This window comes from Desulfobulbaceae bacterium DB1 (genome assembly GCA_001914235.1).
Lineage (GTDB): Bacteria > Desulfobacterota > Desulfobulbia > Desulfobulbales > SURF-16 > DB1.
The window spans coordinates 210,211-236,114 of record MQUF01000005.1 but is presented as its reverse complement, the minus strand read 5'-3'; the positions used below and the strand labels follow the sequence as shown (position 1 = coordinate 236,114).

Annotated in this window: 21 protein-coding genes and 1 pseudogene; 19 read left to right on the top strand and 3 right to left on the bottom strand. The window is 53.8% G+C overall.

Annotation, left to right across the window (positions count from 1 at the left end):
* Positions 1 to 123 precede the first annotated feature (123 nt).
* Genes BM485_06570 through BM485_06560 form a run of 3 tightly spaced genes read left to right on the top strand, consistent with a single transcriptional unit; the run spans position 124 to position 2,154 of the window.
* Complete coding sequence (locus BM485_06570; GenBank protein OKY75990.1) at positions 124 to 981, top strand: ribosomal protein L11 methyltransferase; 858 nt, start codon at positions 124 to 126, stop codon at positions 979 to 981.
* Positions 982 to 991: 10 nt separating this feature from the next.
* Positions 992 to 1,711: a hypothetical protein gene (locus tag BM485_06565; GenBank protein ID OKY76009.1), complete on the top strand. Its 720-nt coding sequence runs from the start codon at positions 992 to 994 to the stop codon at positions 1,709 to 1,711.
* Positions 1,708 to 2,154, top strand: a complete 447-nt coding sequence (locus BM485_06560) for a D-tyrosyl-tRNA(Tyr) deacylase (GenBank protein ID OKY75989.1) — start codon at positions 1,708 to 1,710, stop codon at positions 2,152 to 2,154. Before BM485_06565 ends, BM485_06560 begins: the two co-directional genes overlap by 4 nt.
* Before the next feature lie 97 nt (positions 2,155 to 2,251).
* Here BM485_06560 and BM485_06555 read toward each other — a convergent pair whose 3' ends face one another.
* Positions 2,252 to 2,755, bottom strand: coding sequence for a hypothetical protein (locus tag BM485_06555; GenBank protein ID OKY75988.1), 504 nt, complete (start codon positions 2,753 to 2,755; stop codon positions 2,252 to 2,254).
* A 166-nt stretch (positions 2,756 to 2,921) separates the two neighbouring features.
* Between BM485_06555 and BM485_06550 the strand changes: the two genes are divergently transcribed.
* From BM485_06550 to BM485_06525, 6 genes and pseudogenes are all read left to right on the top strand, one after another.
* Entirely contained in the window at positions 2,922 to 4,016 is a 1,095-nt protein-coding gene (locus BM485_06550) for a redox-regulated ATPase YchF (GenBank protein ID OKY75987.1), read from the top strand.
* Positions 4,017 to 4,035: 19 nt separating this feature from the next.
* A complete protein-coding gene (locus BM485_06545) occupies positions 4,036 to 4,923 on the top strand; it encodes a DUF4438 domain-containing protein (protein OKY75986.1) in 888 nt (295 codons plus the stop codon).
* Positions 4,924 to 4,931: 8 nt separating this feature from the next.
* On the top strand, positions 4,932 to 5,486 hold the full coding sequence (locus BM485_06540) for an orotate phosphoribosyltransferase (protein OKY76008.1): 555 nt from the start codon (positions 4,932 to 4,934) through the stop codon (positions 5,484 to 5,486).
* A 614-nt stretch (positions 5,487 to 6,100) separates the two neighbouring features.
* A pseudogene (locus BM485_06535) lies at positions 6,101 to 6,223 on the top strand (AbrB family transcriptional regulator).
* Positions 6,224 to 6,336: 113 nt separating this feature from the next.
* A complete protein-coding gene (locus BM485_06530; protein OKY75985.1) occupies positions 6,337 to 6,747 on the top strand; it encodes a hypothetical protein in 411 nt (136 codons plus the stop codon).
* A gap of 285 nt (positions 6,748 to 7,032) precedes the next feature.
* Positions 7,033 to 7,494, top strand: a complete 462-nt coding sequence (locus BM485_06525; GenBank protein OKY75984.1) for a hypothetical protein — start codon at positions 7,033 to 7,035, stop codon at positions 7,492 to 7,494.
* Here BM485_06525 and BM485_06520 read toward each other — a convergent pair.
* Positions 7,457 to 9,460, bottom strand: a complete 2,004-nt coding sequence (locus tag BM485_06520; protein ID OKY75983.1) for a hypothetical protein — start codon at positions 9,458 to 9,460, stop codon at positions 7,457 to 7,459. The two genes, BM485_06525 and BM485_06520, sit on opposite strands and share 38 nt — an antisense overlap.
* A 261-nt stretch (positions 9,461 to 9,721) precedes the next feature.
* Between BM485_06520 and BM485_06515 the strand changes: the two genes are divergently transcribed.
* Positions 9,722 to 10,624 carry a GTPase Era gene (locus BM485_06515; protein OKY75982.1) on the top strand — a complete coding sequence of 301 codons (903 nt, stop codon included), beginning with the start codon at positions 9,722 to 9,724 and terminating at the stop codon, positions 10,622 to 10,624.
* A gap of 162 nt (positions 10,625 to 10,786) precedes the next feature.
* On the opposite strand, the gene BM485_06510 is transcribed toward BM485_06515, so the two are convergent.
* Positions 10,787 to 11,917, bottom strand: coding sequence for a hypothetical protein (locus tag BM485_06510; protein ID OKY75981.1), 1,131 nt, complete (start codon positions 11,915 to 11,917; stop codon positions 10,787 to 10,789).
* A gap of 239 nt (positions 11,918 to 12,156) precedes the next feature.
* On the opposite strand from BM485_06510, the gene BM485_06505 reads away from it, so the two are divergent.
* The 9 genes from BM485_06505 (at position 12,157) to BM485_06465 (ending at position 25,897) form a co-directional block, all read left to right on the top strand.
* Positions 12,157 to 13,632, top strand: coding sequence for a glutamate--tRNA ligase (locus BM485_06505; GenBank protein ID OKY75980.1), 1,476 nt, complete (start codon positions 12,157 to 12,159; stop codon positions 13,630 to 13,632).
* Between the two features lie 203 nt (positions 13,633 to 13,835).
* Positions 13,836 to 15,551, top strand: coding sequence for a glutamine--tRNA ligase (locus tag BM485_06500; GenBank protein OKY76007.1), 1,716 nt, complete (start codon positions 13,836 to 13,838; stop codon positions 15,549 to 15,551).
* Between the two features lie 148 nt (positions 15,552 to 15,699).
* Complete coding sequence (locus BM485_06495; GenBank protein ID OKY75979.1) at positions 15,700 to 17,712, top strand: hypothetical protein; 2,013 nt, start codon at positions 15,700 to 15,702, stop codon at positions 17,710 to 17,712.
* Positions 17,713 to 17,797: 85 nt separating this feature from the next.
* Positions 17,798 to 19,465: a hypothetical protein gene (locus tag BM485_06490; protein OKY75978.1), complete on the top strand. Its 1,668-nt coding sequence runs from the start codon at positions 17,798 to 17,800 to the stop codon at positions 19,463 to 19,465.
* On the top strand, positions 19,455 to 20,327 hold the full coding sequence (locus tag BM485_06485) for a hypothetical protein (GenBank protein OKY75977.1): 873 nt from the start codon (positions 19,455 to 19,457) through the stop codon (positions 20,325 to 20,327). Before BM485_06490 ends, BM485_06485 begins: the two co-directional genes overlap by 11 nt.
* The gene (locus tag BM485_06480; protein OKY75976.1) at positions 20,317 to 21,168 is read left to right on the top strand and encodes a hypothetical protein; all 852 of its coding nucleotides are present in this window, start codon (positions 20,317 to 20,319) and stop codon (positions 21,166 to 21,168) included. Before BM485_06485 ends, BM485_06480 begins: the two co-directional genes overlap by 11 nt.
* An 81-nt stretch (positions 21,169 to 21,249) precedes the next feature.
* On the top strand, positions 21,250 to 22,245 hold the full coding sequence (locus BM485_06475; GenBank protein ID OKY75975.1) for a hypothetical protein: 996 nt from the start codon (positions 21,250 to 21,252) through the stop codon (positions 22,243 to 22,245).
* Between the two features lie 51 nt (positions 22,246 to 22,296).
* The gene (locus tag BM485_06470; protein OKY75974.1) at positions 22,297 to 24,480 is read left to right on the top strand and encodes a hypothetical protein; all 2,184 of its coding nucleotides are present in this window, start codon (positions 22,297 to 22,299) and stop codon (positions 24,478 to 24,480) included.
* 403 nt (positions 24,481 to 24,883) lie between these two features.
* Complete coding sequence (locus BM485_06465) at positions 24,884 to 25,897, top strand: hypothetical protein (GenBank protein OKY75973.1); 1,014 nt, start codon at positions 24,884 to 24,886, stop codon at positions 25,895 to 25,897.
* Positions 25,898 to 25,904 lie beyond the last annotated feature (7 nt).

Below are 25,904 nucleotides of genomic sequence, written 5' to 3'. Positions count from 1 at the left end.
AACTCGCAAAAAAAACCGTGTTTGCGGGCACAACCAAACCACATGACAGCTCTTTCCTTATAATATAAAGATACCCCCATGAACGATACATTTAGCCATCGCCCCCCCAGAAGCTGGACCAGAGTGTCCATCCGTGTCGCTGACGAGTTTTCCGACATTACCGCATCATTTCTTGCCGAACTGACCGGCGGCGGCGTCGAACAATCCATGATCCAGCCCGGGGCCGAGCCTTCCGCCTCAACCGTTACCGGGTACCTGGAAAATGATGCGGAGCTGGAGGTGAACAGAAAAAAAATCCTCCATTTCATCCAGCACCTGACCGGGGAAAAGCCTCAGGCGTCATTTGCGGAAATCATCGAGGAAGACTGGGGAAAAAACTGGAAAAAGCATTTCAAGCCGGTCCGCATCACAAACCGCATCACCATTAAGCCGACCTGGGAATCGTACCGGCCGGGAGAAGAAGAAATCATCATAGAAATAGATCCCGGCCTGGCCTTCGGCACCGGCCTGCACGCCAGCACCCGGCTTGCCCTCTCCCTCGTCGAAGCGGCCTTCGCCGAAACAAACAAACCGCAAACCGTGCTTGACGTGGGCACCGGCACGGGCATCCTGGCCATGGCGGCGGCCTTTCTCGGCGCGCCGCGGGTAACGGCAATTGACAATGACCCGGACGCCGTGGTCTGTGCCAGGGAAAACGTCAGCCAGAACAGACTTGACCATGCGGTCGGCGTCAGCGGCGCGGATCTCGAGGAATTCCCCGGCCCCTTTGATCTGGTGGTGGCCAATATCACAAGCGATGTCCTGACCCTGCTTGCCCCCATTCTCCATCGAATAATGGCCCCCGGCGGCAAGCTCGTACTGGCGGGAATCCTCGCCGGCGAACAGGCGCAGTCCATCAGGCAGACGTTCGGCACGCTCGGCCTTCGTCTCAAGCAGTCACCCATCGAGGGTGAATGGCAGGCATTTCTTTTTTCCTCCTGATATTTCCCTCATGCACCGATTTTTCATTGATCCTGAAGACACAAATAACAACCAGGCCATTCTCAGAGGGCGGGAGGCGCATCATTTATGCAAGGTGTTGCGCCTGCAAGCGGGAGCAGCCGTTGAACTGCTCGACGGCCGCGGCGCCGTTTACCAGGCAGAGGTGGCGCAGACCGGTCATGATGTGTTCCTGACCATTCTTTCCCGGGAAATCCACCAGCCGGATTCCCCAAGCCTGACCATTGCCCAAGGGCTGCTCAAGGGGCAAAAAATGGACTTTCTTGCCCAGAAGGCCAATGAGCTGGGGGTAACGGCATTTTTGCCCTTTTCCTCGGACCACTGCGCGGTAACGCCCCCCAAAGAGATGAAACGTTCCCGCTGGGAAAAAATCGTGCTGGAATCGTGCAAACAATGCGGCCGACCCGTTCCCCTCCAATTGGGAGAAGTCGTCCACTTCAACACGCTGCTTGCCGAATCAACGGGCTATGACAAAAAAATCATTCTGTGGGAAAAAGAAACCGAAAGCCGGCTGCACGACATCGGCCCACCGGCATCGTCATTGTCGGTCATCGCCCTGATCGGGCCGGAGGGAGGCTTCAGTAAAGAGGAGGTCAACCGGGCGGAACTGGCGGGCTTTCTCCCGGTGTCGCTCGGCAAGCGGACCCTGCGGGCGGAAACGGCAGCCTTGTCCGCCATGGCTGTCCTGCAATTTTTGGGGGGAAATTTATGAGGGCGGTGGTGCAGCTGGTCAAAAAGGCTGGGGTCATGGTGGAAGGCAAGACAGTGGGTGCCATCGGCCGCGGCCTGCTGGTCCTGCTCGGCGTCAGCCGGGAGGACACGGAGAAAGACGTTGATTATATGGTGGAAAAAATACTCCACCTGCGCATTTTTCCCGACCAGGAAGACAAGATGAACCTTTCGGTGGCCGACATCAAGGGCGAGATTCTGGCCGTGTCCCAGTTCACCCTGTTCGGTGACTGCCGGAAGGGCAGGCGTCCTTCCTATTCCCACGCCGCTCCCCCGCCACGGGCCAATGAACTGTATCTCGATTTTGTCGCCAAGATGGGACGACATCTGCCGGTGGCAACCGGCATCTTTCAGGCGATGATGGAGGTTGAACTGATCAACGACGGCCCGGTGACCCTGCTCATTGACTCAAACAAGGAGTTTTAACCGTCTCGCGAAAAAGCCGCTCGACAGCCGCACAGTCCGCGATAAGCCGCTGTTTTATCGTCCCGAAAATTTAGAGTCGGGATTTTTTACGAATCCATCATTTTTCAACTTCCGGATCTTCCGACCGCTGCAGGTTGCCTGTTTTGAGCCAGCATGTGCGGATCGCCTCCTTGATCTCCTCATCCTGGATGGTGCCGAGCAGCGCTTCAAATTCCCACCTTTTTGCCGCTGACGGAGGTTGGGCTACACGGGGAGGCTCGCTCCTGCCGGCAATTTCCTCTCCCAGCGTGCTGTCCAACTGAAAACGCAGGTCGACAAACCTGGCTTTTTTCAGCCGCTGATTCAATTTTTCCAGGAGCATGATCTTCAAGAACTGCAGCTGCTGCATCCAGACGGAATCCGAGACCCGCAGCCAAAGAATATCCTTGCGGATCAGGTGGGGCTGGGCATATTTCGCGATATCCGGGCCAACCAGTTCATCCCAGAAAAGGAAAACCTGGTTGAGCTCGACGCGCCCCTCCCATCCTTTTGCGGCAATCAGGGAACTCAGTAATGTGCGGATCGGTGTCGGCTTGCTCATTTCGCCTTCAACGATAATCAATCCTTGCCTGATTGAAAAGAACTCATTATATAAGGTACTCATTTTTACACAAACAGCATTATTTTAACGCAAAGCCGCTGAGATACGGAGTCACGGCCAAAGCCTGCCCGTGCCTGTGACGCCTTGGTTGCTTTGCGTTAACTATTTTAATATGAAGGAGAATGCTATGGGTTTTCGCTGCGGCATTGTCGGACTGCCCAATGTGGGCAAATCCACTATATTTAACGCCCTTACCTCGGCCGGCATCGAATCGGCCAACTACCCTTTCTGCACCATTGAACCCAATGTGGGCAAGGTGCCGGTGCCGGACGAGCGGCTCGACAAACTGGCGGAGTTGGCCAAGACCCGCGTCAAGGTCAATGCCCAGATGGAATTTGTCGATATTGCCGGACTGGTCAGCGGCGCCAGCAAGGGAGAGGGCCTCGGCAACCAGTTTCTCGGTCACATCCGCCAGGTTGACGCCATTGCCCATGTGGTCCGCTGTTTCGAGGACTCCAACATCGTCCATGTTGACGGCTCCATCGATCCGCTGCGCGACCGCGAGGTGATCAACATGGAACTCATCCTGGCCGACATGGAAACCGTGGGCCGGAGACTGGACAAGACCAGGTCCCAAGCCAAGTCCGGGGACAAGCTCTACAAGGCCCAGGCCGCCATTCTGGAAAAGCTGCAGGAACTGCTTGACAGCGGCAAACCGGCCCGGCTCCTGGAAACGGACGAAACCGGCAAATCCCTGCTCCGCGAACTCTGCCTGCTGACGGCAAAACCGGTGCTGTACGTGGCCAACGTCCGGGAAGAAGACATTGCCGCCGGCAACCAGTGGGTGGAAAAACTTAAGGAAAAGGCAAAGGAGGAAGGCTCGCTTGTTGTCCTTATATCCGGCGCCATCGAGGAGGAACTTTCCAACCTGTCCAAAGAGGAGCAGAAGGATTTTCTCGCCGACATGGGCATGGAGGAATCCGGCCTCAACCGGCTGATCCGGGCCGGCTACGATCTGCTCGGTCTGATCAACTACTTCACGGTGGGAGAAAAGGAAACCAGGGCCTGGACCATCCCCAAGAGCACCACCGCCCCCAAGGCGGCCGGCGTCATTCACACTGATTTTGAACGGGGCTTTATCCGGGCGGAAATCATCTCCTACGAAGATTACATCAAATGCGGCAGTGAAGCGGCGGCCAAGGAAAAAGGGCTCTGGCGGCTTGAGGGAAAAGAATACATTGTGCAGGATGGGGATTGCATCAATTTCCGTTTCAATGTTTAAATAAAAGGAATCGACCTCTATGCTGAAAACAAATGTCAAACAATTGGTGTGCCAATCGGTTCTCGGCGAGATCACCTCGCCGCTGGGCGGGGTCAACCCCTACCGCATCGACCCGGACGGCCGTTCCGATGTCTATCCCGGCGTGGGCGGCATCACCTATAACGTCCGCATCGGCGATCCTGCCTGCGGGCTCTTTGCCGACCATGTCGAACCGGGGGTCTCCATCTCCAACTTCACCCAGTTCCAGGGCCAGCCCGGTCCAAACCGGGCATTGAATCTCTTTTCCTGCGTCGGCAACACGGCGCGGGTGATCAGCGGCGAGGCCCAGGGCAAGACCGGCCGGGTCACCGGCAAACACGGCGGCATCGACCATGTGCTCGTTGACTTTGAACCGGAAATCCTGGAACAGCTCGTCATCGGCGACAAGATCCAGATCAAGGCCTTTGGCTGCGGGCTTTCCCTCACCGATTTCCCCGGCATAAAGGTCATGAACCTCGACCCGGCCCTGCCGGATGTCATGGGCCTGAAAAAACGCAAAGACGGCAGACTTGAAGTACCGGTAACCCATACGGTGCCGGCCAAGATCATGGGATCAGGCATCGGCCACTCCCACAGCAACTCCGGCGATTACGACATCCAGCTGTTCGACAAACCAACGGTGGCGGAGTATGGCCTGGCCGACCTGAAGCTGGGCGACATCGTCGCCATCATCGATGCCGACGCCACCTATGGCCGCATCTACAAGACCGGCGGCGTGGTGATCGGCATCATCGTTCATTCCGATTGCGTGCTTGCCGGTCACGGCCCCGGCGCCATGGTGGCCATGGCGTCAAAAGACGGGCTGATTGTTCCGAAGATATCCGCCACGGCTAACCTGGCACATTACTTTCAAAAACTTGCGAGTTGACAAAACTTATGACAGACAGACAACGACTGAAAGAAATCATTCTGGAAAAATCCTTCCGCAAAGGGAAATTCACCCTCACCTCGGGACGGGAGTCCGATTTTTATTTTGACGGCAAGCAGACCACCCTTTCCGCGGAAGGGGCCTACCTGTGCGGCAAACTCATCTTTGAACTGATCAGAAAGCATCCGGAAAAAATCGGGGCGGTGGGCGGCATGACCCTGGGCGCCGATCCGCTGGTAACGGCCGCGTCCATTGTCAGTTTTCTGGAACATGATCCGATCCCGGCCTTTATCGTCCGCAAGGAAGCCAAAGGGCACGGCACGAACCAGTATATTGAAGGCATCAAAAACATGCCGCAAGGGTGCCTGGTCACCCTGCTGGAGGATGTGGTAACCACCGGCGGCACCCTGCTCAAGGTCATTGACCGGGTCCAGGCCCAGGGATACACGGTGGCGCAGATCGTCACCGTGGTTGACCGGCAGGAAGGGGGAGCGGAAACTTTGGCGGCAAACGGCTACAAACTTGAGTCCGTATTCACCAAAGACGAACTGATGGCCGGGTGAGCAGTTATGAAATGCCGCAAATGCGACGGGGAACTCGAAGTCAAGCGCATGTGCCGCCGGGTGCGGCTGAAATGCAAATCATGCGGGCAGGAATACCAGGTGCATGAAGTGGCCTCCGAGCTTGACGAGAAAACCAGCGCCATCCTGGAGCAGTATACGTCGATTATTTATGATTGATTTGGGATTGCGGATATCGGATTGCGGATTGAGTTTAAAACAAATCCCCTGCCTTCAAATCCCCATTCAGCAATCCCAGACGATATGGAACAATAGGGGGCAGACCACTTTTACGCGAAATTCTTAAAACCGTGGTCTGCCCCATATTCTTCTCCGGTTACCGGAAACAAGCATCCGCGCAGGCACGATAGTCCCGTTTCGGAGACATGCCGGAAGGCACACTCCTGGCCATTCTTACACAAGCAGACATCTTCGTCTGACGACTTCCTGCAAAAGAAGTAGAAATAAATATGGTGCCCCCGAGATTGTACCGAGATTGTGGTAGCGAGATTGCGCAGACTGACTTTTCAAGACCCCACCTCAATTGATTTTCACCCTTGACGCCAATCATTTCTTACCATATCCTAAAAGCAGGCAATCAGACAGGAGGGTAGAAAATGATTTCAACGGTAACCACAAAAGGCCAAGTCACGATTCCGGTATCAATCAGAAACAAATATGGAATCCACCCGAACGACAGGGTTGATTTTCTCATGGAAGGGGACAGAATTATCCTGGTGCCGGTAAAGACACTCCGGGATTTTCGCGGTTCAGTGGCCGGCAGCGGAGCCCCTGACCAGGAACGGCAGGCCGCCAAGGAGGCGGTGGGCCGCCGCGCCATTGATGAGATGTCATGAAGGCGAAATTCCTCGATGCCAATGTCTTTATCCGCTATCTCACCAATGATGACCCAGCCAAGGCGGACAGGGTGGAAAAGCTCCTGGAGTCGGCTGCCGGCGGCAAAGAGCGGCTGCTGACCACCGAGCTGGTTCTCGCCGAGGTGGTCTGGGTTCTCGAATCGTTCTACAAACTGGAAAACAGCGCCATCGGGCCGATGATCAAGGCCATCCTCGCCACTCCGGGCATTGAGGTCATTAACGCCACCCTGGTGGAAAAGGCCATCGAATATTACATGGCTCAGAACATTGATTTCATCGACGGCTATATTGTGGCAACAATGCAGCGTCATCAGGTCAGCGAGATTTTTTCCTATGACAAAAAACATCTGACCAGGATAACGGCCATCCAGCGCAGAGAGCCGTAAAAAAAATCAAGAGACAGGTCTTGCAATATACGTTTCATGCGCACCTCCACGGTGATCATAAAAACCGGACATTTTATTTGCTCACTACCGCAATTGTTTTCCACCCTTGACGCCCATCATTTCTTGCCATAGCACATCACCTGTGGATGTTGTCAGCGAAACCAGCCTGCGTCCGCGCATGCGAGAACGGATACTGAAAGAGATTGTTGTCCTGTGAGACGCGACAGAGATCTCTTTGCTTGACATCCTGGAGGCAATTGAAAGCATTGAACGCTGTTGAACGGCATGGACAGCATCACCTTTGCCAACCAGACCAGCGCCGCGGATTTTGAAAATGGCGATTTCGGCATCACCCTCTTTGATGCGGTGTCGGCGGACCGGGTCCTGACCGGCACAGACGGGAATGATAACTCCACAGTAATAAGCGTGTACGTGGAGGACCACTGGGAAGGCCACTATGTTTTCAGTGGGAGCGTGAGCGGCGATCTAACAGACGACTATTTTCTCCCCAGTTATGATGAGTTCTATCTGACCGGTGATACCCCTCCCAATCTCAGTATCGACGGCGGGGCGGGCAACGACCTGCTCCATGGGTTGGCCGGCAGTGATTCCATTACCGGCGGTAGCGGTAATGATTTCATTGTCGGCGAGATAGAATGGGTCAATATTTTTTGCCGATCAATTCCGCAATCCAAAATCCCCAATCGAATCACCATTCCAGCTGGAAACTGTTGTCCAGGGCATTGACCTTGGCCAGCATGACGCTGATCCTGTCCCCCGGGCTCACCCGTGGTCCCTGATTGGCGGGCAGATCACCCTCAAGCAGGATATCGGTCAACAGCACCTGCACGCGGCGCGGCTGAATCTCCAGCACCAGGGCATCCATCCTGTTGCCCACCCCCACCTCGGTGGCCAGATACTTAAAGAGCCAGTAGCGATTGCGGAGCTGCCGCACCTGGTTGGCCCGCGCCTGGGCGGCAAGAATCGAAGCAGCCAGATCCCGGCAGTCGCCGAGGGTGTAGAGCGGCCCCTTGCCCTCCAGCACATGGGTTAACTGCTGCTGCATGACCAGATCAAGCATGCGCCGGATGGGAGATGTCACCGTGGTGTACTGGGCGGTGCCCACCCCGCTGTGCGGCTTCGGATCAATCGACAGCAATCCGCGGGCAAGATGACGTCGCTGCCGGAAATTGACAAAAAGATCCTTCTGGATTCCGGAACCGAGCCGCTGCCGCGGCGCTTCCTGACTCCGGTACAGGCCGGGTATCTGCCGATCGGCCAGATACTGGGCCGCCAGCATATTGGCCAGCACCATGAATTCGGCAACCAGGGTACGGGCCTGGGAATCAACGTCCTCGAGCCTCACCCGCACCCGGCCGTCTATTCCGATATTGATCACCACATCGGGAATGGGGATGATCAGAGCACCGTTGTCCAGCCGTTTTTTCTGCAGACTGTTCCCCAGGCCGTTTAAAAGCCGCAGTTCTTCATCATTGCCTTCGGCCAGCAGATCCTCCGCCTGCCGATAGGTGATACGCCGCTTGACCCGCACCACGCTGCGGACCAGTTTGAAATCCAGCACATCCCCCGCTCCGCTTAAATGAACAAGAAAACTAAGCGCCGGCCTGCTTCTGCCCTCAATCAGGCTGCATGCCCCTTCGGACAATGATTTCGGCAGCATGGGTATCTGCTGGTCCGGGAAATAAAGCGACGTCCCCCGTGCCCGGGCGGATTCACACAACACATCCCCCGGTCGGACAAATTCGCTGACATCGGAAATGTGAATCCCCACCAGATACCCATCCTCTTTTCTTTCCACATGCAGGGCATCATCAAAGTCCCTGGTGAATTCACCATCAATGGTAAGCAGGGGCAGATGACGGAAATCCCGGCGCTTTCCGTCGAGCAGGGACACCTCATCAGGCTCGGCCAGCAGATTGGCCCGGGACAGAACATCATCCGCAAAGACCACCGGCACCTCCTGCCGGAGCAGGGGGATATTTTCATCCGGTTGCCAGATACCCGCCTTGACCAGCAGGAAATAGGGATCATGGGGCCGGGAAAGTCCCCCTTTTTTCAGAAGATCACGGGCCAGATCAGCTTCCCGGGCCTCAGAGCCGTAGAGATAGAACTCCTTGATGATTTCCAGACACCTGTCCCGCTCCTGCCACTCAGGCGGCCGTTCCCCGGCCATGATTGCCTGGATCACCCGGCCTCCGATTTCCATCATCTCCTCATGGATCCGCTCTTTTTCCGCCCTTTCACGCAGCTGCTCAACCACCTCGGCGGAGTGAACCTGAATGGCATTGTCACGGAATTTAAAGAAAAAACGATCAGCGAAAACCGCCCGCAGAAAGGCGGCCGTCTGATCATCGCCGGCTTCACCGCCGAAACAGAGTTCCGTCAGGAAAAGAGGGCTGAAAGCCGAATTCTCCTCTTCAACCGCCAGGAGCCAGATTTCCTCAAGCCCGATATCCCGGGACAAAGCGGCTCGTCTGTCGGCGATTTCCTGCAACAAGCGCATGGTCTCCTCCCGGGTGAGGGTCAGGGGATGCCTGTCCCGCGACTCATGGAGCACCCTGGCCATGGGCATGTTCATTTCGCGGCCGTTCTGATTCATGATGCGCAGCCGCTTGTTCTGCTCCTGGAGCACCAGCGCGCAGAAAAACCGGCCCTGCTCAACATATTCTATGATTTTTCCCTGCAATGTGATATCACTCGCTGGATACGCTGATTCATTAAGCCGTCGTGCAAAAACAGTAACTACTCAGGTGTTTCGGTGAGAGACTGAAGACCATAGGGCTGACTGTACCGCATGACTGCATATTTAGTGACGCCTTTCCATCAGCCTTTCGCCGAAACACCTGGACAGTTACGGCCTCTTTTATCAAGAGTCTTCAGGCTACAGCATCATGAGCCTGAACAGTTCCATTATAACGACGCAGGCGGCATACAACCAAAACAGGAGACCTTAATGGATTTACCGGAAGAAAAGCAAGTTAAATCGGGTGTCGTTGCCCTGGTCGGTCCTCCCAATGTGGGGAAATCAACCCTGCTCAATGCGCTTCTCGGCCAGAAAATTTCCATTGTTTCCCCGAAACCACAAACCACAAGAAACAAAATTCTCGGCATTGTCAATGGTGATGACTTTCAAATCGTCATGATCGACACTCCCGGCATCCATGCGGCGCGCAGCCCCTTGAATCTGGAGATGGTGCGTATCGCGGTCGACAGCCTGGCCGAGGTGGATGTCATTGTTTTCATGATCGACACTTCCTTTCCCGTTCCGAGCAAAATCAGCGTGGCCGCCGACCACCTGAAAAACGTCGGGAAACCGGCAATTCTGCTCATCAACAAGGTCGACCTGGTGGAACCCCCGGCGCTGCTGCCGATTCTCGACGCCTACCGGAGCCTCTATCCTTTCAGTGCCATGATTCCCATCTCCGCCTTGAAACAGGACGGCACCGATCTCCTGCTGCGGGAACTGCTCCGATTGCTGCCCGAGGGGCCGCGTCTGTATCCGGAAGACATCCCCACCGACGCCACCGAACGATTCATTGCCGCGGAAATCATCCGGGAAAAGATCTTTCTCAACACCACCCAGGAAATCCCCTACTCCTGCGCCGTCATGGTTGACAGCTTCCGGGAGGAAGAAAAAAAAATCACCATCGATGCCACGATCTATGTGGAAAGAAAATCACAGAAAGGCATCATCATCGGCAAACAGGGTTCCATGCTGAAAAAGATCGGCCAGTCCGCTCGCCTTGAACTGCGGGACCTGCTCGGCATCAATGTGGTCTTGAAACTTTTTGTCAAAGTGCAGGAAGACTGGTCAAGGGATGAACGATTCTTGAAAGAGCTGGGATTCGGCGGCTAGAGAGTTGCCGGTTGACGGATTTGCGGAATTACGGAAAAAAATATCGTAACTGTCCAGGTAGGTAGGCTGAGGGCTCATAAAGGCTGAGGGCTGAGGGCTGAAGGCTGAAGAAACAAGGATCAGGATATGCCTGATCCGCTGCGCCAGGGGACGCGTCTGCAATTAGATCTCCCCTTTTGTCCGGAAAACACCGTTTTCCACAACCACCTCGTAAACAGGGCGGATCACGTCGCCGTAAGGGTCAAACTCCACCTCACCCATGAGGGTATGATATTTTCCGACAGGGAGCTGTTTCTTTAATTCCTGAACCGTCAAGGGATTGCAGCGCCTCAAGGCATCGGCCAGAATCGTCACCAGTTCATAGCCCCTTGCCGAGCGGGCGGAGGCCGGCCGTTTGAATTCCTTTTCCAGTCGGGCGGCAAAGGCCTGAAATTCCGGGCTGTCATTATCATCGCGGATGAAAGTGACGATCGACATGCTTTCCACCGCCTTGCCGCCGTAATCGAGCAATCCGGGGGCCTGGGCCCAGATCGTACTTACCAGCCTGCCGGAATAATCCCTTGCTTTCAATTTCCGGGCGGCGACACCGGTCATGCTCACCTCGGTAAGCAGGAGAACGGCGTCAGGCGCGGAGACAAGCAGTTCATCGGTTATTGCCTGCCAGTCAATACTTTGCTTGGAATCAAACCTTACCTCGACAATGGTCCCGTCAAAATGAGTTCTGAGCTGCTCGACGTAATCGGTGGCAAAGCCGGAATTGGCCATGTCCATCAGTACCGCCGCTGAACGGATGCCGTCGCGCTGGAAAAGAGCCGCTGTTTTTTTCCCGTAAAGAACACAGTCCACGGAAGTACGGAAAAAGAGATCATCCCTGCCGCTCAACTGATTGGTGGCGGTATAGCCGGTGAACAACAGGACATTTTGTGAGATTACAATGGGATAGGCTTTCAGGGTGTTTTCCGAAAAACCATGGCCGATGATCGCCACGACCCCTGCATCAATGAGGCCCTGGTCCGCCTTTCTGATTCCTTCATCACTGTTTTCATCATCCCGCACCAGCAGTTGCAGCTGCCTGCCGTTGATGCCGTTGCTTTCATTGACTTGCCGCACGGCAAGCATTGCCCCGTCGCGAATGTGCTCTCCGGCCATGCCGCCCCTGCCGCTCAGATTAATGGACAAGCCTATTTTAACAGGTTCGGCAGGGGGCGCATCGCAGGCGGCAAGCATGGAAACAAGCAAATTAAGCAACAATATCTTCCCGACGGATTGCAGTCGTATCCTGTCAAGCTTCATACCATTCCTCCCCGGCGGAATAAATACGCGATTACTGTACGGCAAGCACCTTTCCAGCAGATGAAAGGCGCTTGAAAATGCTATCACAGCACTCGTTGCCCGCACAAACATTTTTTGACAGTGCCGGGCCTTGTCGTTATAGTATGTCTTTTTTCGTCGACGTTTGATAAACTTGCCGAAAGGAACGATTCCAGCAAAAGAAATCCAGCAACTGTTGAACAATAATAAGGAAACAAACCATGAGCGAAGTCCGCGTCCGTTTTCCACCGAGCCCCACCGGTTATCTGCATATCGGCGGCGCCCGCACCGCTATCCTCAACTGGCTCTATGCCAGGAAGCATAACGGCAAATTGATCTTGCGCATTGAGGATACCGATGCCGAACGATCCACCAAGGAGTCCATCGACGGCATCCTGGATGGTCTGACCTGGCTCGGCATCGACTGGGACGAGGGCCCCTATTTCCAAACCGACTTCACATCCGACCACATCGCAGCGGCGCAGAAACTGCTCGCCGGCGACCAGGCCTACAAATGCTTCTGCGCCAAGGAAGATCTCGACGCTAAAAGGGAAGCCGCCATGGCCGCCAAACTGGAAGTGGGCTACGACGGCACCTGCAGGAACCTCACTCCGGAGCAGGTTGCGGAAAAAGAGGCGGCCGGTATTCCCTCTGTCATCCGTTTCAAGGTACCACGGCGCGACGGCATGGTCGGCTATGACGACAAGGTGCTGGGCCGCATTGAAAAGAAATATGCAGAGATAGAGGATTTCGTCATCGTCCGTTCCAACGGCAAGCCGCTTTACCTGCACTGCAATGTGGTGGATGATATCCGCGACCGGATTACCCATGTCATTCGCGGCCAGGATCACCTGACCAACACCCTGCGCCAGGTCCTTCTCTATGAGGCGCTGGGCGCTCCTTTGCCGATTTTTGCCCACATGCCGCTCACCCTGGATCTCAACAAGGCGAAAATCTCCAAAAGGAGCCACGGCGAGATCGTCGCCGTGCAGTATTACCGGGAAAAAGGGTTTATCCCCTGGGCGCTGGTCAACTTTCTGGTGCTGCTCGGCTGGTCGCCGGGCGATGACCGGGAGATATTCACCAAAGAAGAGCTGATCGAGGCCTTCAGCCTGGAACGGATCAACAAATCCCATGCCATCTTCAATTATCGCAAGGATGACCCGAAATTTTTCACCGACCCCAAGGCGATCAACATCAATGCCCACTATCTGCGCGCCATGCCGGTTGGGGAAATCGGGCTGATGGTCAAAAAAGAGCTGCAAGCAGCGGGCATATGGAATGACGCTTTTGACGGCGAACGGAAAGAGTGGTACCTGAAAACGGTTGACATGATCCGGGACCGTTTCCACACCCTGAAGGATTTCACCACCCTGGGCCGCGCCTATTTCGCCGACGACTTTGACATCGAGCCCCAGGCCCTGGAAAAAAACCTGCGCAAAACACCGCAACTGAAAGAGTGGCTGCCCATGCTGGCCGATCGCCTTGCCGCCCTGCCGGTATTCGACCATGACAGCGTGGAAGAGGCGGCCCGGAAGTTTGCCGAAGAGGTCGGAGTCAAACCAGGCATTCCGATTAACGGCGCCCGGGCTGCCATCACCGGTCTGGTCAAGGGGCCGAGCATGTTCGAACTTTTTGTCCACCTGGGCCGGGAGACGGTGGTGAAAAGACTGAAGGATGCGGGAAAATATTTTTGATGATTTCGTAAAAACTGAAAATCAACCACAGAGACCACGGAGCACGCAGAGGTAACATACTGTAATTTAAAATATTTTCTCTGCGCACTCTGTGCTCTCAGTGGTAAAAAAAGATTTTTTACGGACTCATCATTTTTAAATGCAGTCAACATCCGCAATCTCGAATCAAAAATTCGCCAAATCACATCTGGTGAGAGATGACCATGCATACTGAAAACAATAATCCGCCATCCGCAATCCACAATCCGAAATCAATGGATTTCATCCGGACCATCATTGCCGAGGATGTCGCAAGCAACAAACACGAGGGCCGGGTGACAACCCGTTTCCCGCCGGAACCGAACGGTTTTCTCCATATCGGCCACGCAAAATCCATCTGTCTCAACTTCGGCGTTGCCCTGGAAAACAACGGCGTCTGCCACATGCGCTTTGATGACACCAATCCCTCCAAGGAAGAGGCCGCCTATGTGGAAGCAATACAAAAAGACGTGCGCTGGCTCGGCTTTGACTGGGGCGACAAACTCTTTTTTGCCTCCGACTATTTTGATCGGCTCTACGACTATGCGGTGGAGCTGATCAAAATGGGCAGGGCCTATGTCTGCAGCCTGTCCGCCGAAGAGATGAGACAGCACCGGGGAACACTCACCGAACCGGGCAAGGACAGCCCTTATCGCAACCGGAGCGTGTCGGAAAATCTCGATCTTTTTGCCCGCATGCGGGCCGGAGAATTTGCCGACGGCACGCATGTGCTGCGGGCGAAAATCGATATGACTTCAGGGAACATCAATATGCGGGATCCGGTCATCTACCGCATCCTTCATGCCCATCATCACCGCACCGGCGACAAGTGGTGCATCTACCCCATGTACGATTACACCCATTGCCTGTCCGATGCCATCGAGGGGATCACCCACTCCCTCTGCACCCTGGAGTTCGAGGATCACCGTCCCCTCTACGACTGGGTGCTTGACACCCTGCAGACCCCCTGCCACCCCCGGCAGATCGAGTTCGCCAGACTCAACCTCACCTATACGGTGATGAGCAAGCGCAAACTGCTGCAGCTGGTCAATGAGAAATATGTCAGCGGCTGGGATGACCCGCGCATGCTGACCATCTCCGGACTCAGGCGTCGGGGCTACACCCCGGCCGCCATCCGTGCTTTTTGCGACACCATCGGTATGGCCAAGCGGGAAAGCCGGGTGGACATGGGTGTGCTGGAAAACGCCATCCGTGACGACTTGAACAACAATGCCCCCCGGGCCATGGCGGTGCTGCGTCCCTTGAAGGTAATCATCACCAATTATCCGGAAGACCGGGAAGAGGAACTTGAAATCGCCAATCATCCCCAGAATGAATCGATGGGCGGCAGAAAAATACCCTTCTGCCGGGAAATCCATATTGAACAGGATGATTTCATGGAAGAGCCGCCGAAAAAATTCTTCCGCCTGGCTCCTGGGCGGGAAGTACGGCTGCGTGCCGCCTATCTCATCACCTGCGACAAGGTCATCAAGGATGAAAGCGGCCTGGTGACGGAACTGCACTGCAGCTATGATCCCGCCAGCCGCGGCGGCTCGGCCCCGGACGGACGCAAGGTCAAGGGAACCCTGCACTGGGTGTCCGCCCGCCATGCCATCCCCGCCGAGGTGCGGATCTATGACCGCCTTTTCAATGTGGAAAATCCGGAAGAAGACAAGGAAAAGAATTTCAAGGATCATCTCAACCCGAACTCCCTGGAAATCCTGCCAAATGCCAAAATCGAACCGGGACTTGCCGGGGCAACAGCCGATGAACGCTTTCAGTTTGAAAGAATGGGCTATTTCTGCCTCGACCCGGTTGACTCCCTGCCCGGGAAAAAGGTGTTCAACCGCATCGTCACCCTGCGCGACAGCTGGGAGAAGATGGCGACCAAGCGCGAATGACGCCTTGACTCCTTCTTATTGCGATTATACAATCTTTCCAGGCATGGCGGGGTATCCTTCATAGGCGAAGACAAAACCCCGCTATTTACCGGGAAAGCGCAAAAAAGCGGTTAGAAAAAAAGAATTTCTCACATCATGGAGCAAAAGAATGAAATGGAAAGACCTGACCATCGGTAAAAAAATTGTAATCGGTTATTCCGTCATTCTTCTGCTTCTCGTCGTCTTCGGAATTCTCAACTACTTCGGTGTCGGCCGTCTGGTTCTTGATGCCGACAACCTCATTGACGGCAATTACCTGACCAACACACTGATCCAGAAAGAGGTTGATCATCTCAACTGGGTGGCCAAGGTCGGCGCCCTGCTCAATGACGCGGAAATCACGACCCTTGACGTGGAAACGGACGACCATAAATGCGACCTCGGCAAATGGCTTTACGGCGAGGAGCGCAAAGAGGCGGAAAGAATGATCCCCGGCCTTGCCCCTCTTTTCAAGAATCTTGAAAAACCCCACTATCTCCTGCATGAATCCGCCGTGCAAATAGGAAAGGTCTTTCGCCAGGCTGACGTCACCCTGCCGGTGCGGATCATCGAGGTTGAGGCGGCCCATCATGCCTGGGCCAACCGTATCAGCGCGGGCATCATTACAGGCAGTACCGTCCTGGACAATGTACAAACCGACCCGAGCCAGTGCCTGCTGGGCAAATTCATGGCTTCCTCCCAGGGAAAAAGCGCTTATGAAAACGGCGGTGACGACTTCAGGAAGGCCTGGGACTCCATCGCTGTTTCCCATAATGTCATGCATGGATCAGCCGCCCATATCAAGGACGCCCTGGCGGCTGGTGATGTGGCTGCCGCCGGCCGGATATTCCATGAGGAGACCTTGCCCAACCTGCATATCACGATCCGGAAACTGCAGGAACTGCGCAGCGAGGCGGAGCATGCCCTGCAGGGGATGGAAGAGGCGAACGACGTCTTTGCCTACCAGACCACCCCTGCCCTGAAAAAAGTACAGGCCCTGTTGAAAGACATCCAAACGGAAACCCAAAAAAATATCATGACCGACAAGGAGTTGCTGGCTGCCGCGAGATACATCCAGCTCCAAGGAATCATCCTTGGCGCGGCAACCCTGCTGGTCGGCATTCTCATCGCCTTTTTCACCTCCCGCGCACTGATCAACCTGCTTACCTCCATGGTCAGCCAACTGGCCCAAAGCGCCGGCGAAGTTGATGCCGCCTCGAACCAGATCGCCGGGGCAAGCCACGGTCTGGCCGAAGGGACATCGGAACAGGCGGCCACCCTGGAAGAAACATCCTCATCGCTTGAGGAGATGTCCTCCCTCACCCGGCAGAACGCGGACAACACCAGACAGGCGGACGCACTCATGCGGGAAACCGGCGCAGCCATCAAGACCGCGGATGATTCCATGAAAAAACTGACTCTTTCCATGGAAGAAATTTCCACGGCCAGCGCCGAAACCCAGAAAATCGTCAAAACCATTGACGAAATCGCCTTCCAGACCAACCTGCTGGCCCTGAATGCGGCGGTGGAGGCGGCCCGGGCCGGTCAGGCGGGAGCGGGCTTTGCCGTGGTGGCCGATGAGGTGCGAAGCCTTGCCATGCGGGCAGCGGCCTCGGCCAAGGACACCTCCCGGCTTATTGATGCAACGGTGACAAAGGTGAGCAATGGCGAAACGCTGCTGCAGGAAACAACTGAAGCCTTCGGCGTCGCCGCCGGATCCTCGCAAAAGGTGAGTAATCTGATCAGCGAGATCGCCACCGCCTCCGCCGAGCAGGCACAGGGCATCGAGCAGGTCAACAAGGCGGTCAACGAAATCGACAAAGTGACCCAGTCCAATGCCGGAGTGGCCGAGCAGGCGGCCTCTGCCGCCGAGGAGCTCTCCTCCCAGGCGGCGGCCCTGAACGAGGTGGTGTCTGACCTGGAAAGGATGGTCAGCGGCGCAAAAGAAAAAACAACACCCGCGAAACCGACGCCGATCCGGCAAACTCCATCCCGCAAACGGGAAGACTTGCCCGTGGAGGACAAGAAAATCAAACAGCTGCCTGCGACCAAGGCAGCCGCCGGCCCTGTCCGAAAAACGGCTCACGGCAAATCACCGGAACACGTCATCCCTTTTGACGAGGACGATTTCCGGGATTTTTGATTCCGGAAACGAAGAGGCAAAAGAACGAAGGGCGAAGCCGACCCCTCAAGCAGCATCCATCTGATCATCCATGCGAGTCTCCGCCATGCAGCATAAAAGCCATCTGCTGATTATCGATGATGATGAATACATACGTGATGTCACCCAACAGATATTCACCTATCATGGATATAATGTCTCCCTTGCCGATTGCGGCGCCGAGGCTGTTGCGTTTGTTGGGACCCATAAACCGGATATCGCCCTCATTGATGTCAATCTGCCGGACACATGGGGAACTGAACTGATCCGTGATTTAAAGAAAATCCACCCCGAACTCCTCTGTATTGTCATGACGGGAGATCCCTCCGTGGATTCCGCGCTTGATGCCCTGCATCACGGCGCGGAAGCTTTTTTCCAGAAACCGCTGAAAATGGAAGAAGTACTTGCCAAGCTGCAAACAATCGTCGAAAAGAAAAATCTCCAGGATGAAATCAACCGCCTCAATGAGCTCCCGAGAATCATCCTTGACGCCATTCACGAATCCATCATCATTATCGATCCCCACGATTATACCATCGTCAGCGCCAACAAGGCCTTTTTACAGGAAACCGGTCTGGGCGAAAATGAGATAATCGGCAAGACCTGCTTTGCAATAATACATCATCGCAGCACCCCTTGTAATGAACCAAATGATATCTGCCCGTTGGCTGAGGCAGTCCGGACCGGCAATCACGCGACATCCGAACATATTCATTTCGACAAACACGGCAAGAGTTCCTATGTGGAGGTGGCCATTTCGCCGGTAAAGGACAAATCAGGGAAAGTGGTGCGCGCCGTTCATACAATGCGGGATATCACGGCCAGAAAAGAACTTGAAATTTCCCTTCACCATGAACGGAAGCTCTTACAGGAGGCCAACAGCAGGCTGAAAAAGGCAATTTCCGAACTGAAACAAACCCAGTCCCAGATCGTCCAGCAGGAAAAAATGGCCTCCATCGGGCAACTGGCCGCGGGAGTTGCCCATGAAATAAACAATCCCATGGGTTTTATCACCAGCAATCTTTCCTCGCTTGCCAAATATATGAGCAAAATCAACGAGTTCGTCAACATCCAGGACAGACTCCTTGCTGATCTGACCAGGGGAAAGGATATCCCGGAGCTGCAGGATGAAAGAAAAAAAATGAAAATTGATTTTCTTCTTGCCGATATTCCTGCTTTAATTGAAGAATCCCTGGACGGCGCCAAACGGGTCAAGATTATTGTGCAAAACCTGAAAAGTTTTTCCCGGCTGGACAGCAATGAACTATCGGAAATCAATATCAACGACTGCATTGATATCACCTTGAACATTGTCAACAATGAGCTGAAATACAAGGCTACCGTAACCAAGGATTACGCAGACCTGCCGCTGATCAGGGGCTCGGCGCAACAACTCAACCAGGTTTTTATGAATATCCTGATCAATGCGGGCCAGGCCATTGAAAAAAGCGGAAAGATACGCATCAGAACATGGCATGAAAAAGACGCTGTGCTGGTTTCAATCGCCGATACAGGCTGCGGCATTGCCCAAAAGGACCTGCAGCGTATCTTTGAACCGTTTTTCACCACCAAGGAGGCGGGGAAGGGCACGGGCCTGGGAATGAGCATTACCTACGATATCATAAAGAAACACCATGGAAACATAAGCGTGGAAAGTGAAGTCGGCAAGGGAACAACCTTTACCATCAGGCTCCCGCCGGCAAAGGATTCGGAAAAAATACGCAATGAATTTTGAGAAGCTGATAAGTCAGACGGATGACCTCCCCACCCTTCCCATGGTTGCCGCCCGCATCAACCAGGAGATGCACAACGAGGCGTTGACGGCAAAACTGCTGGGGGAAATCATCATCGAGGACACGGCACTGGCGGCCAAGGTATTACGCCTTGCCAATTCAGCCTTCTACGGTCTGCAAAAAAAGGTAACTACCCTTAATAAGGCGGCCATGGTTCTCGGCTTCAACACAGTAAAAAACCTTGCCATGAGCGTCTCCATTTACGCACTGTACAAAAAAAAGAACGATTCGCTCATCGATTTTGAAGGATTATGGCAGCACAGCCTTGGTTGCGCGGTTGCGGCCAAAATGCTCATCGAAAACATTGACGTAAAACTTGCCGATGAAGCCTTTCTCTTCGGCATCCTGCATGACATCGGCAAAATCATCATCATTAACGCCGCGCCGCGGGAATATGAAAAAATTCTCCAGCTCATGGATGAGCAGAGCATCCCGGAGAATGAAGCCGAGTTACAGGTGATCGGCACAACACACCAGAAACTCGGCGTCTTGCTGATGGACCACTGGAAATTTCCGGATACAATCATCCAGGCCGTAAAATACCATCATGAACCAGATCTGAAGAAAAAGAAGCTTGACCCGCATCTGAAAGATCTCATCGCCGCCCTTTTTCTCGCCAATCAACTGGCCAAGGCCCTTTCCCTGGGAAAGAGCACAAACCCCGTGCGGGAAGAAATCCCCAAGGTGATATGGGAATCTCTGAACATCAGCCGTGATAAACTCAGGAACATGTCCATGGCAATCAAAAAAAATTACTCCATCCTGCTGGAGGGATGGAACATGGAAGCAACAGATGGCGGCTGAAAAACCGATCAAAATTCTCTGCGTTGACGACGAAGCCAATGTCCTGCGCTCGCTCAAACGGCTGTTCATTGACGAGAATTACGAAATACTGACCGCGGTTACGGGTGAGGAGGGGCTTGAACTGCTGAAAAAAGAACCCTCCATCCAACTTATTCTCTCTGATTACCGCATGCCCGGCATGAACGGGGTCGAGTTTCTGAAAGAGGTCTGTGAAAAATGGCCGAAAATAATCCGCATCATTCTTTCCGGCTATGCGGACACCGCATCCATTGTTTCCGCCATCAATGAGGGGCAGGTCTATAAATTCATCCCGAAACCCTGGAATGACGATGAACTGAAGGTAACCATCGAAAAGGCGCTGGAGGTCTATTTTCTCAACCGGCAGAATGAAATACTGACCCGGGAGCTGCAGGATACGAATGAGGAACTTTCCCAGATCAACCTGAACCTGGAAAAGATTGTCCAGGAAAGAACCGATGACATACTTTTTCAAAACAAAGTGCTGGAGTTTGCCCAGAATGTCTTGCATTCATTGCCCGCCGCGGTACTGGGCGTCGACCCCGATGGTCTCATTGTCCAAAGCAACAGAATTTCCGATGAACTTTTCGGCAACAACGGACAATCATTGATAGGAAAACAAATGACTTCATCCTTGCCGGAAAATGTCCGTGTTTTCATTCATTCCATCACGGCGGCAGGCCCCATATCAGATCGTTTTGTAATAAACGGCCGGCTCTACCTTGTCAATGGCGTGGAGATAAAAGCTACAACGGGACAACGGGGGAAAATTGCCCTGCTGGTCCCGTCGGAAGAGAGTCCGGCATCCCGGTCTCTTCCATGAAACAGGCAAAAACGCTCCTGAATATTTTACCGAACCGTTTTCGTCTGTATTTTTGAGATCAATCCGTACCGGAGTTCGCATATGAGTGCACGAACCACCCATACCATCCTTTTTGTTGATGACGAAAAAAGCATTCTCAAGGCACTGAGCCGCATTTTCTTTGATGAAGAATACCACATCATCACAGCGGAAAGCGGCAAGGAAGCCTTGAATCTCCTGTGGGCGGGAGAAAAACCGACGGTTATCGTTTCCGACCAGCGAATGCCGGGAATGAGCGGCGCGGAATTTCTGGCACAAGCAAAAAAAATTCTACCGGACTCCATCCGCATGGTGCTGACCGGTTATGCGGATATCAACGCCGCAGTCGACGCCGTCAACCTGGGCGAGGTCTATCGTTATATCTCGAAACCCTGGAACGATGACGACCTGAAACTCACCATCAAAAACGCAATTTCCCGGTTCGAGCTGGCCGAGCAAAATCGGCTGCTTTCTCTTGAACTGGAAAAAAAGAACAAGGATCTGGCTGAACTGAATGCCGCCCTTGAACGCAAGGTTGAGGAAAGAACCATCGAACTGCGAAAACTGGTTCGGACACTGGAAGCCCGAGACCGGATACAGCAATATCTGCAGCAGATTCATCCCCTGGATGAGCTGCTGCAGACCATTCTCCCTATTATCGTGGAAGCGGTCGGGGTCGATGGGGCCGCCTTTATCCCGCTGGACAACGAAACCTCCGTCGGCCTTTCTTCCACCGCATCCCATGGGTTTGAAAAAAACACCCTTTCGGACACAAAGCAATCGCTTGAGGCGGCCATCCGTCAGGTGATCGACATCGGCGCACCGACAATCCTGGCGAATGATGCGGACAGGGGGTTTGCCGTGGTTCCCGTTTCCCGGCGGAACAAAATATTCGGAGTCCTGGTTATCCAAAAGAAAAGTGCCCTCCTCGACGAACAGGATCTGCAGGCCCTTGCGGGTTTTGCCGGACAGGCAGCCATCGGCATCCATGATTGTCGATTCCAGGAAAATTTCGTCACTATTGAAACATCGCTTGATGAAGTTTTATCGGCATTGTGACGATGAAGCTCTTTCTATTTCCCGACAGATCGAATTCCTTTTGGGCATGACGTGAAAAATTCAAAGATAAAATCCTTTGATTCCCTGGAAGACTCCTATCTGCAAGCATTGGAGCAAACGGAACTTCCGGAAAAAGAAGGAGTCAAGCCCGGCGGCGATTCTTCCGTGGAGCGAATCCGGATGGACGCGGGAACGGACCTGCTCTCCTCTCCGGAAAACCCATTCCGAAACATCAAGGGATGGCAGGGCAAGCAACTGTTTCTTTCCGCGGATCACATGACCCTGACGCTTATGATCAATGAAGGAGGTGATCCTGTTTCGGTCGAGCGCATCGACCTCGCCCTGCGGAAATTCGGCATAGTTCACGGGATTGACCCGGCAGCAATAAAAAAAGCCGAACGGTTATCACGGCTTCCGACCGGAAACAAAGTCATTATCGCCCGCGGCACCCCGCCCCAATGGAAAAATGCCTGCATGTTTTCCTTTGCCACGCAACCTGCGACGGCGCCATCAGTTGTCCCCTCTCTGCCGAACGGGCTGAAACTCGATTTCGCTCTGCTGAAATCTCTTGTCACCGCGCCGGACCTGCCGACCATCCAGGGGGCGGGTATTCAGGTCAAGGCGGTCAGCCCCGGAGAAATTTTCCTGAAAGTCCTCAAATTCCCCGAGGCCACCCCAGGAAAGGATCTCTTCGGCCAAACACTGGAATGCCCCGAAGCCCCCTTGGCGGACGCAGGCGAGTACGTGCAGTTCAATGAAAAAAAATCAGGGTATGAATCCACCCTCTACGGTTATCTTTGTATCGACAACAATACGGTTTCCCTTGTGCCGCCTGTCTGGATCAGCCCCGACCGGCAGGCCGCCCATTATATCTTTCTGCCGCAGATGCCCCCGGTCAGGTATCCGACCATTGCGGAATTAAAGCATGTTCTTCTTTTGAAGGGCATTGATGAAAGGTGCATCAATGCAAGCGCCCTGGAAAAAATGACGAACCGCATGGCGGCCGGTCTTTCCATGCCGCGGGTGGTCAAACTGGCGGAAACCGTCCAGCCGCTTAACGGCAAACATGCCGTGTTTACCATTTTTGTCGATGCGGAGAAAAAAGCAGGGAAAATCCGGGGAAACGGCTCCATTGATTTGCGCGAGCGTAATGCCGTGGTCAGCATGCCGGCTGGATCGCTCATTGCGGAAAAAAATCCGGCCACCAAGGGCGAGGATGGCTGCACCCTTTTCGGCAAAAAAATCAAGGCGACCCCAGGGGCCGACAAACCTGTTACCGTGGGACAGGGAGTCAAAACAGAGAAAACAGCGGAACGCATTTTATATTTCGCCGCAAGAAACGGCAATGTCAAATTTGCCGCGGGCACCCTTTCCGTTGCCGACATATACGAAATCAGCGGCAATATCGACTACAACAGCGGCAATATCGACATCAAAACGGATCTCCTCGTCAAGGGATCGGTGTTGAGCGGGTTTTCGGTGAAGGCGGAAGGGAACATCGCCGTCATGGATTCAGTTGAAAACGGCGCCACGATCGTCGCCCAGGGCGACCTGACCGTGGGAAAAGGAATTTTAGGCGGCAACACCAGGGTTGTGGCACACGGAAGCATTAGTGCCGGTTTTATCCAGGATGCGGAAGTGATAGCCAAGGGAGATGTGCTGATAAAAAGTTATCTTTTCAACGCCATGCTCATAGCCAACGGTTCCATCACGGTGCTCAAGGATCAAAGCAGCAGAAGCGGCAGCGCGGTCGGCGGAATGATCTGCTCATCCCGGGGAATACAATTAAGCGTTATCGGCAGCCCCGGCACTTCCTCGACCGTTGTGGCCGTGCGCACCGATCCGGCAATGACCGCCCAATTGCGGAAACTTGATGAGCAAAAGCTGTTATGCGGTGAAAATATAGCAAAAATTTCCCATTCCCTGCCCTTTGACGTCTTTGATGCAAAGGTCATCAAGTCCATGCTGGTCGGATTGCCCGCCGGAAAAAGAGAAAAAATCATCCTGCTGCTGACGAACCTCAACAAATTGATCAAGCACCAGAAAACTCTCCAGGAACATATCACCGCCATGCGTGCCGGGACGGAAGAAGCCCTGGCCAACGCCCGCATCCAAGTAACGGAAAAAATTTACGCCGGCAGCGAAATCCACATCGGCGATAAAAAGCTTGTAATTCCCGCAGACATGGGGCCATCACTTTTCCGCCTGCGTAATCAGCAGATAGTGCGCAACTGAAACGCTGCACGGCCGCGGTTGAGGTTTTTTTCCCGGCAAAATTGATGGTCTCGTAAAAAGTCTTTCTTCACCACAGAGCGCACAGAGAGCACAGAGAAAATCTTTTAAATTACAAGCGGTTATCTCTGTGTGCTCTGCGGCCTCTGTGGTTGTTTTTTAGTTTTTACGGAACCATCAAAATTCGAGGGTTGCACCCATTTTTTCCAACAATTGTCAAACTTTCCCGACAGACAACAAAACATTTTTGTGTCACATTTCCATATAATATTGTCGATGATGGGTAAACGACCAGCGGAAGTTTCCCCGGCAGCTCTGCTGCTTGCCGGCGACAATCCATTCTCCAGGTTGCGGCAAGCCGACAAGTTCATCTTTGAAAATTAATTTAGAATGTTAAACAAGAGCGATGACGAACGAAAAAGAACAAATCGAAAGACTAAAAAAGGAAATTGAGTCTTACAAACAGGAGATGGAGACACTGGAAAAGCTGCGTGACCAGGTTTTTCTGAAATGCGAAATTCTCGACACGATTCTCGATTCCCTTCCCCATCCCTTTTATGTCATTAACGCCACAAATTACGCAATCAAGGTGGCCAACAAGGCGGCCTTACGAGGTCGAAAAAAAGAAAACCAGACCTGCCATGCCCTGACCCACAGGAGGAACACTCCCTGCAGCGGCAAGGAGCATCGTTGTCCGCTTGAAATAATTCAAAAAACAAAAAAGTCCGCGGTTGTCGAGCACATCCATTACGACGACAATGGCAAGCCGGTGTATGTCGAGATTTTCGCCTCCCCTATTTTCGACAAAAACGGCAATATCGTCGAAATGATCGAGTACAGCATCGATATCACCAAGCGCAAAAGGGCGGAACAGAAATTAAGCCACATGGCGACCCACGACGCATTGACCAATCTGCCGAACCGGACACTCTTCCATATCCGGATGGAGATGGAAATCGCCCATACGCAACGGAACAAAAACAAACTCGCGGTATTGCTGATCGACCTCGACGGTTTCAAAAAAATCAACGACACACTGGGTCATGGCGCGGGAGACGAACTGCTCGTCAATATCGGGCAAGTCCTCCGGGATGCGGTACGCAAAAGCGATACCGTTGCCCGCATGGGCGGTGACGAGTTTCTCCTGCTTTTGCCGGAACTTACGGACCGCCATGACGCGGAATTGATCGTGCACAAGATACTCCGGTTGCTGCGTCAGCCTCTTGAGGTTGCCGGGCGGGAAGAGCGGATTAACGCCAGCATCGGCATAGCCATCTGTCCCGATGACGCGCAGGATGTCGAAACCATGATACGATTTGCCGACATTGCCATGTATGACGTCAAAAATACGGGTGGCGGTTCATATCGGTTCCATGCGGCGACGGAGGATGAAGAAATGTTTCCCACGGAATCCAACTGAAAACCCC

Bases quoted from the DNA above. Each gene is read 5' to 3' on its own strand.
- BM485_06565 (OKY76009.1), top strand. From the start codon at position 992: ATGCACCGATTTTTCATTGATCCTGAAGACACAAATAACAACCAGGCC.
- BM485_06560 (OKY75989.1), top strand. From the start codon at position 1,708: ATGAGGGCGGTGGTGCAGCTGGTCAAAAAGGCTGGGGTCATGGTGGAA.
- BM485_06550 (OKY75987.1), top strand. From the start codon at position 2,922: ATGGGTTTTCGCTGCGGCATTGTCGGACTGCCCAATGTGGGCAAATCC.
- BM485_06545 (OKY75986.1), top strand. From the start codon at position 4,036: ATGCTGAAAACAAATGTCAAACAATTGGTGTGCCAATCGGTTCTCGGC.
- BM485_06540 (OKY76008.1), top strand. From the start codon at position 4,932: ATGACAGACAGACAACGACTGAAAGAAATCATTCTGGAAAAATCCTTC.
- BM485_06530 (OKY75985.1), top strand. From the start codon at position 6,337: ATGAAGGCGAAATTCCTCGATGCCAATGTCTTTATCCGCTATCTCACC.
- BM485_06525 (OKY75984.1), top strand. From the start codon at position 7,033: ATGGACAGCATCACCTTTGCCAACCAGACCAGCGCCGCGGATTTTGAA.
- BM485_06515 (OKY75982.1), top strand. From the start codon at position 9,722: ATGGATTTACCGGAAGAAAAGCAAGTTAAATCGGGTGTCGTTGCCCTG.
- BM485_06510 (OKY75981.1), bottom strand. From the start codon at position 11,917: ATGAAGCTTGACAGGATACGACTGCAATCCGTCGGGAAGATATTGTTG.
- BM485_06505 (OKY75980.1), top strand. From the start codon at position 12,157: ATGAGCGAAGTCCGCGTCCGTTTTCCACCGAGCCCCACCGGTTATCTG.
- BM485_06500 (OKY76007.1), top strand. From the start codon at position 13,836: ATGCATACTGAAAACAATAATCCGCCATCCGCAATCCACAATCCGAAA.
- BM485_06495 (OKY75979.1), top strand. From the start codon at position 15,700: ATGAAATGGAAAGACCTGACCATCGGTAAAAAAATTGTAATCGGTTAT.
- BM485_06490 (OKY75978.1), top strand. From the start codon at position 17,798: ATGCAGCATAAAAGCCATCTGCTGATTATCGATGATGATGAATACATA.
- BM485_06485 (OKY75977.1), top strand. From the start codon at position 19,455: ATGAATTTTGAGAAGCTGATAAGTCAGACGGATGACCTCCCCACCCTT.
- BM485_06480 (OKY75976.1), top strand. From the start codon at position 20,317: ATGGCGGCTGAAAAACCGATCAAAATTCTCTGCGTTGACGACGAAGCC.
- BM485_06475 (OKY75975.1), top strand. From the start codon at position 21,250: ATGAGTGCACGAACCACCCATACCATCCTTTTTGTTGATGACGAAAAA.
- BM485_06465 (OKY75973.1), top strand. From the start codon at position 24,884: ATGACGAACGAAAAAGAACAAATCGAAAGACTAAAAAAGGAAATTGAG.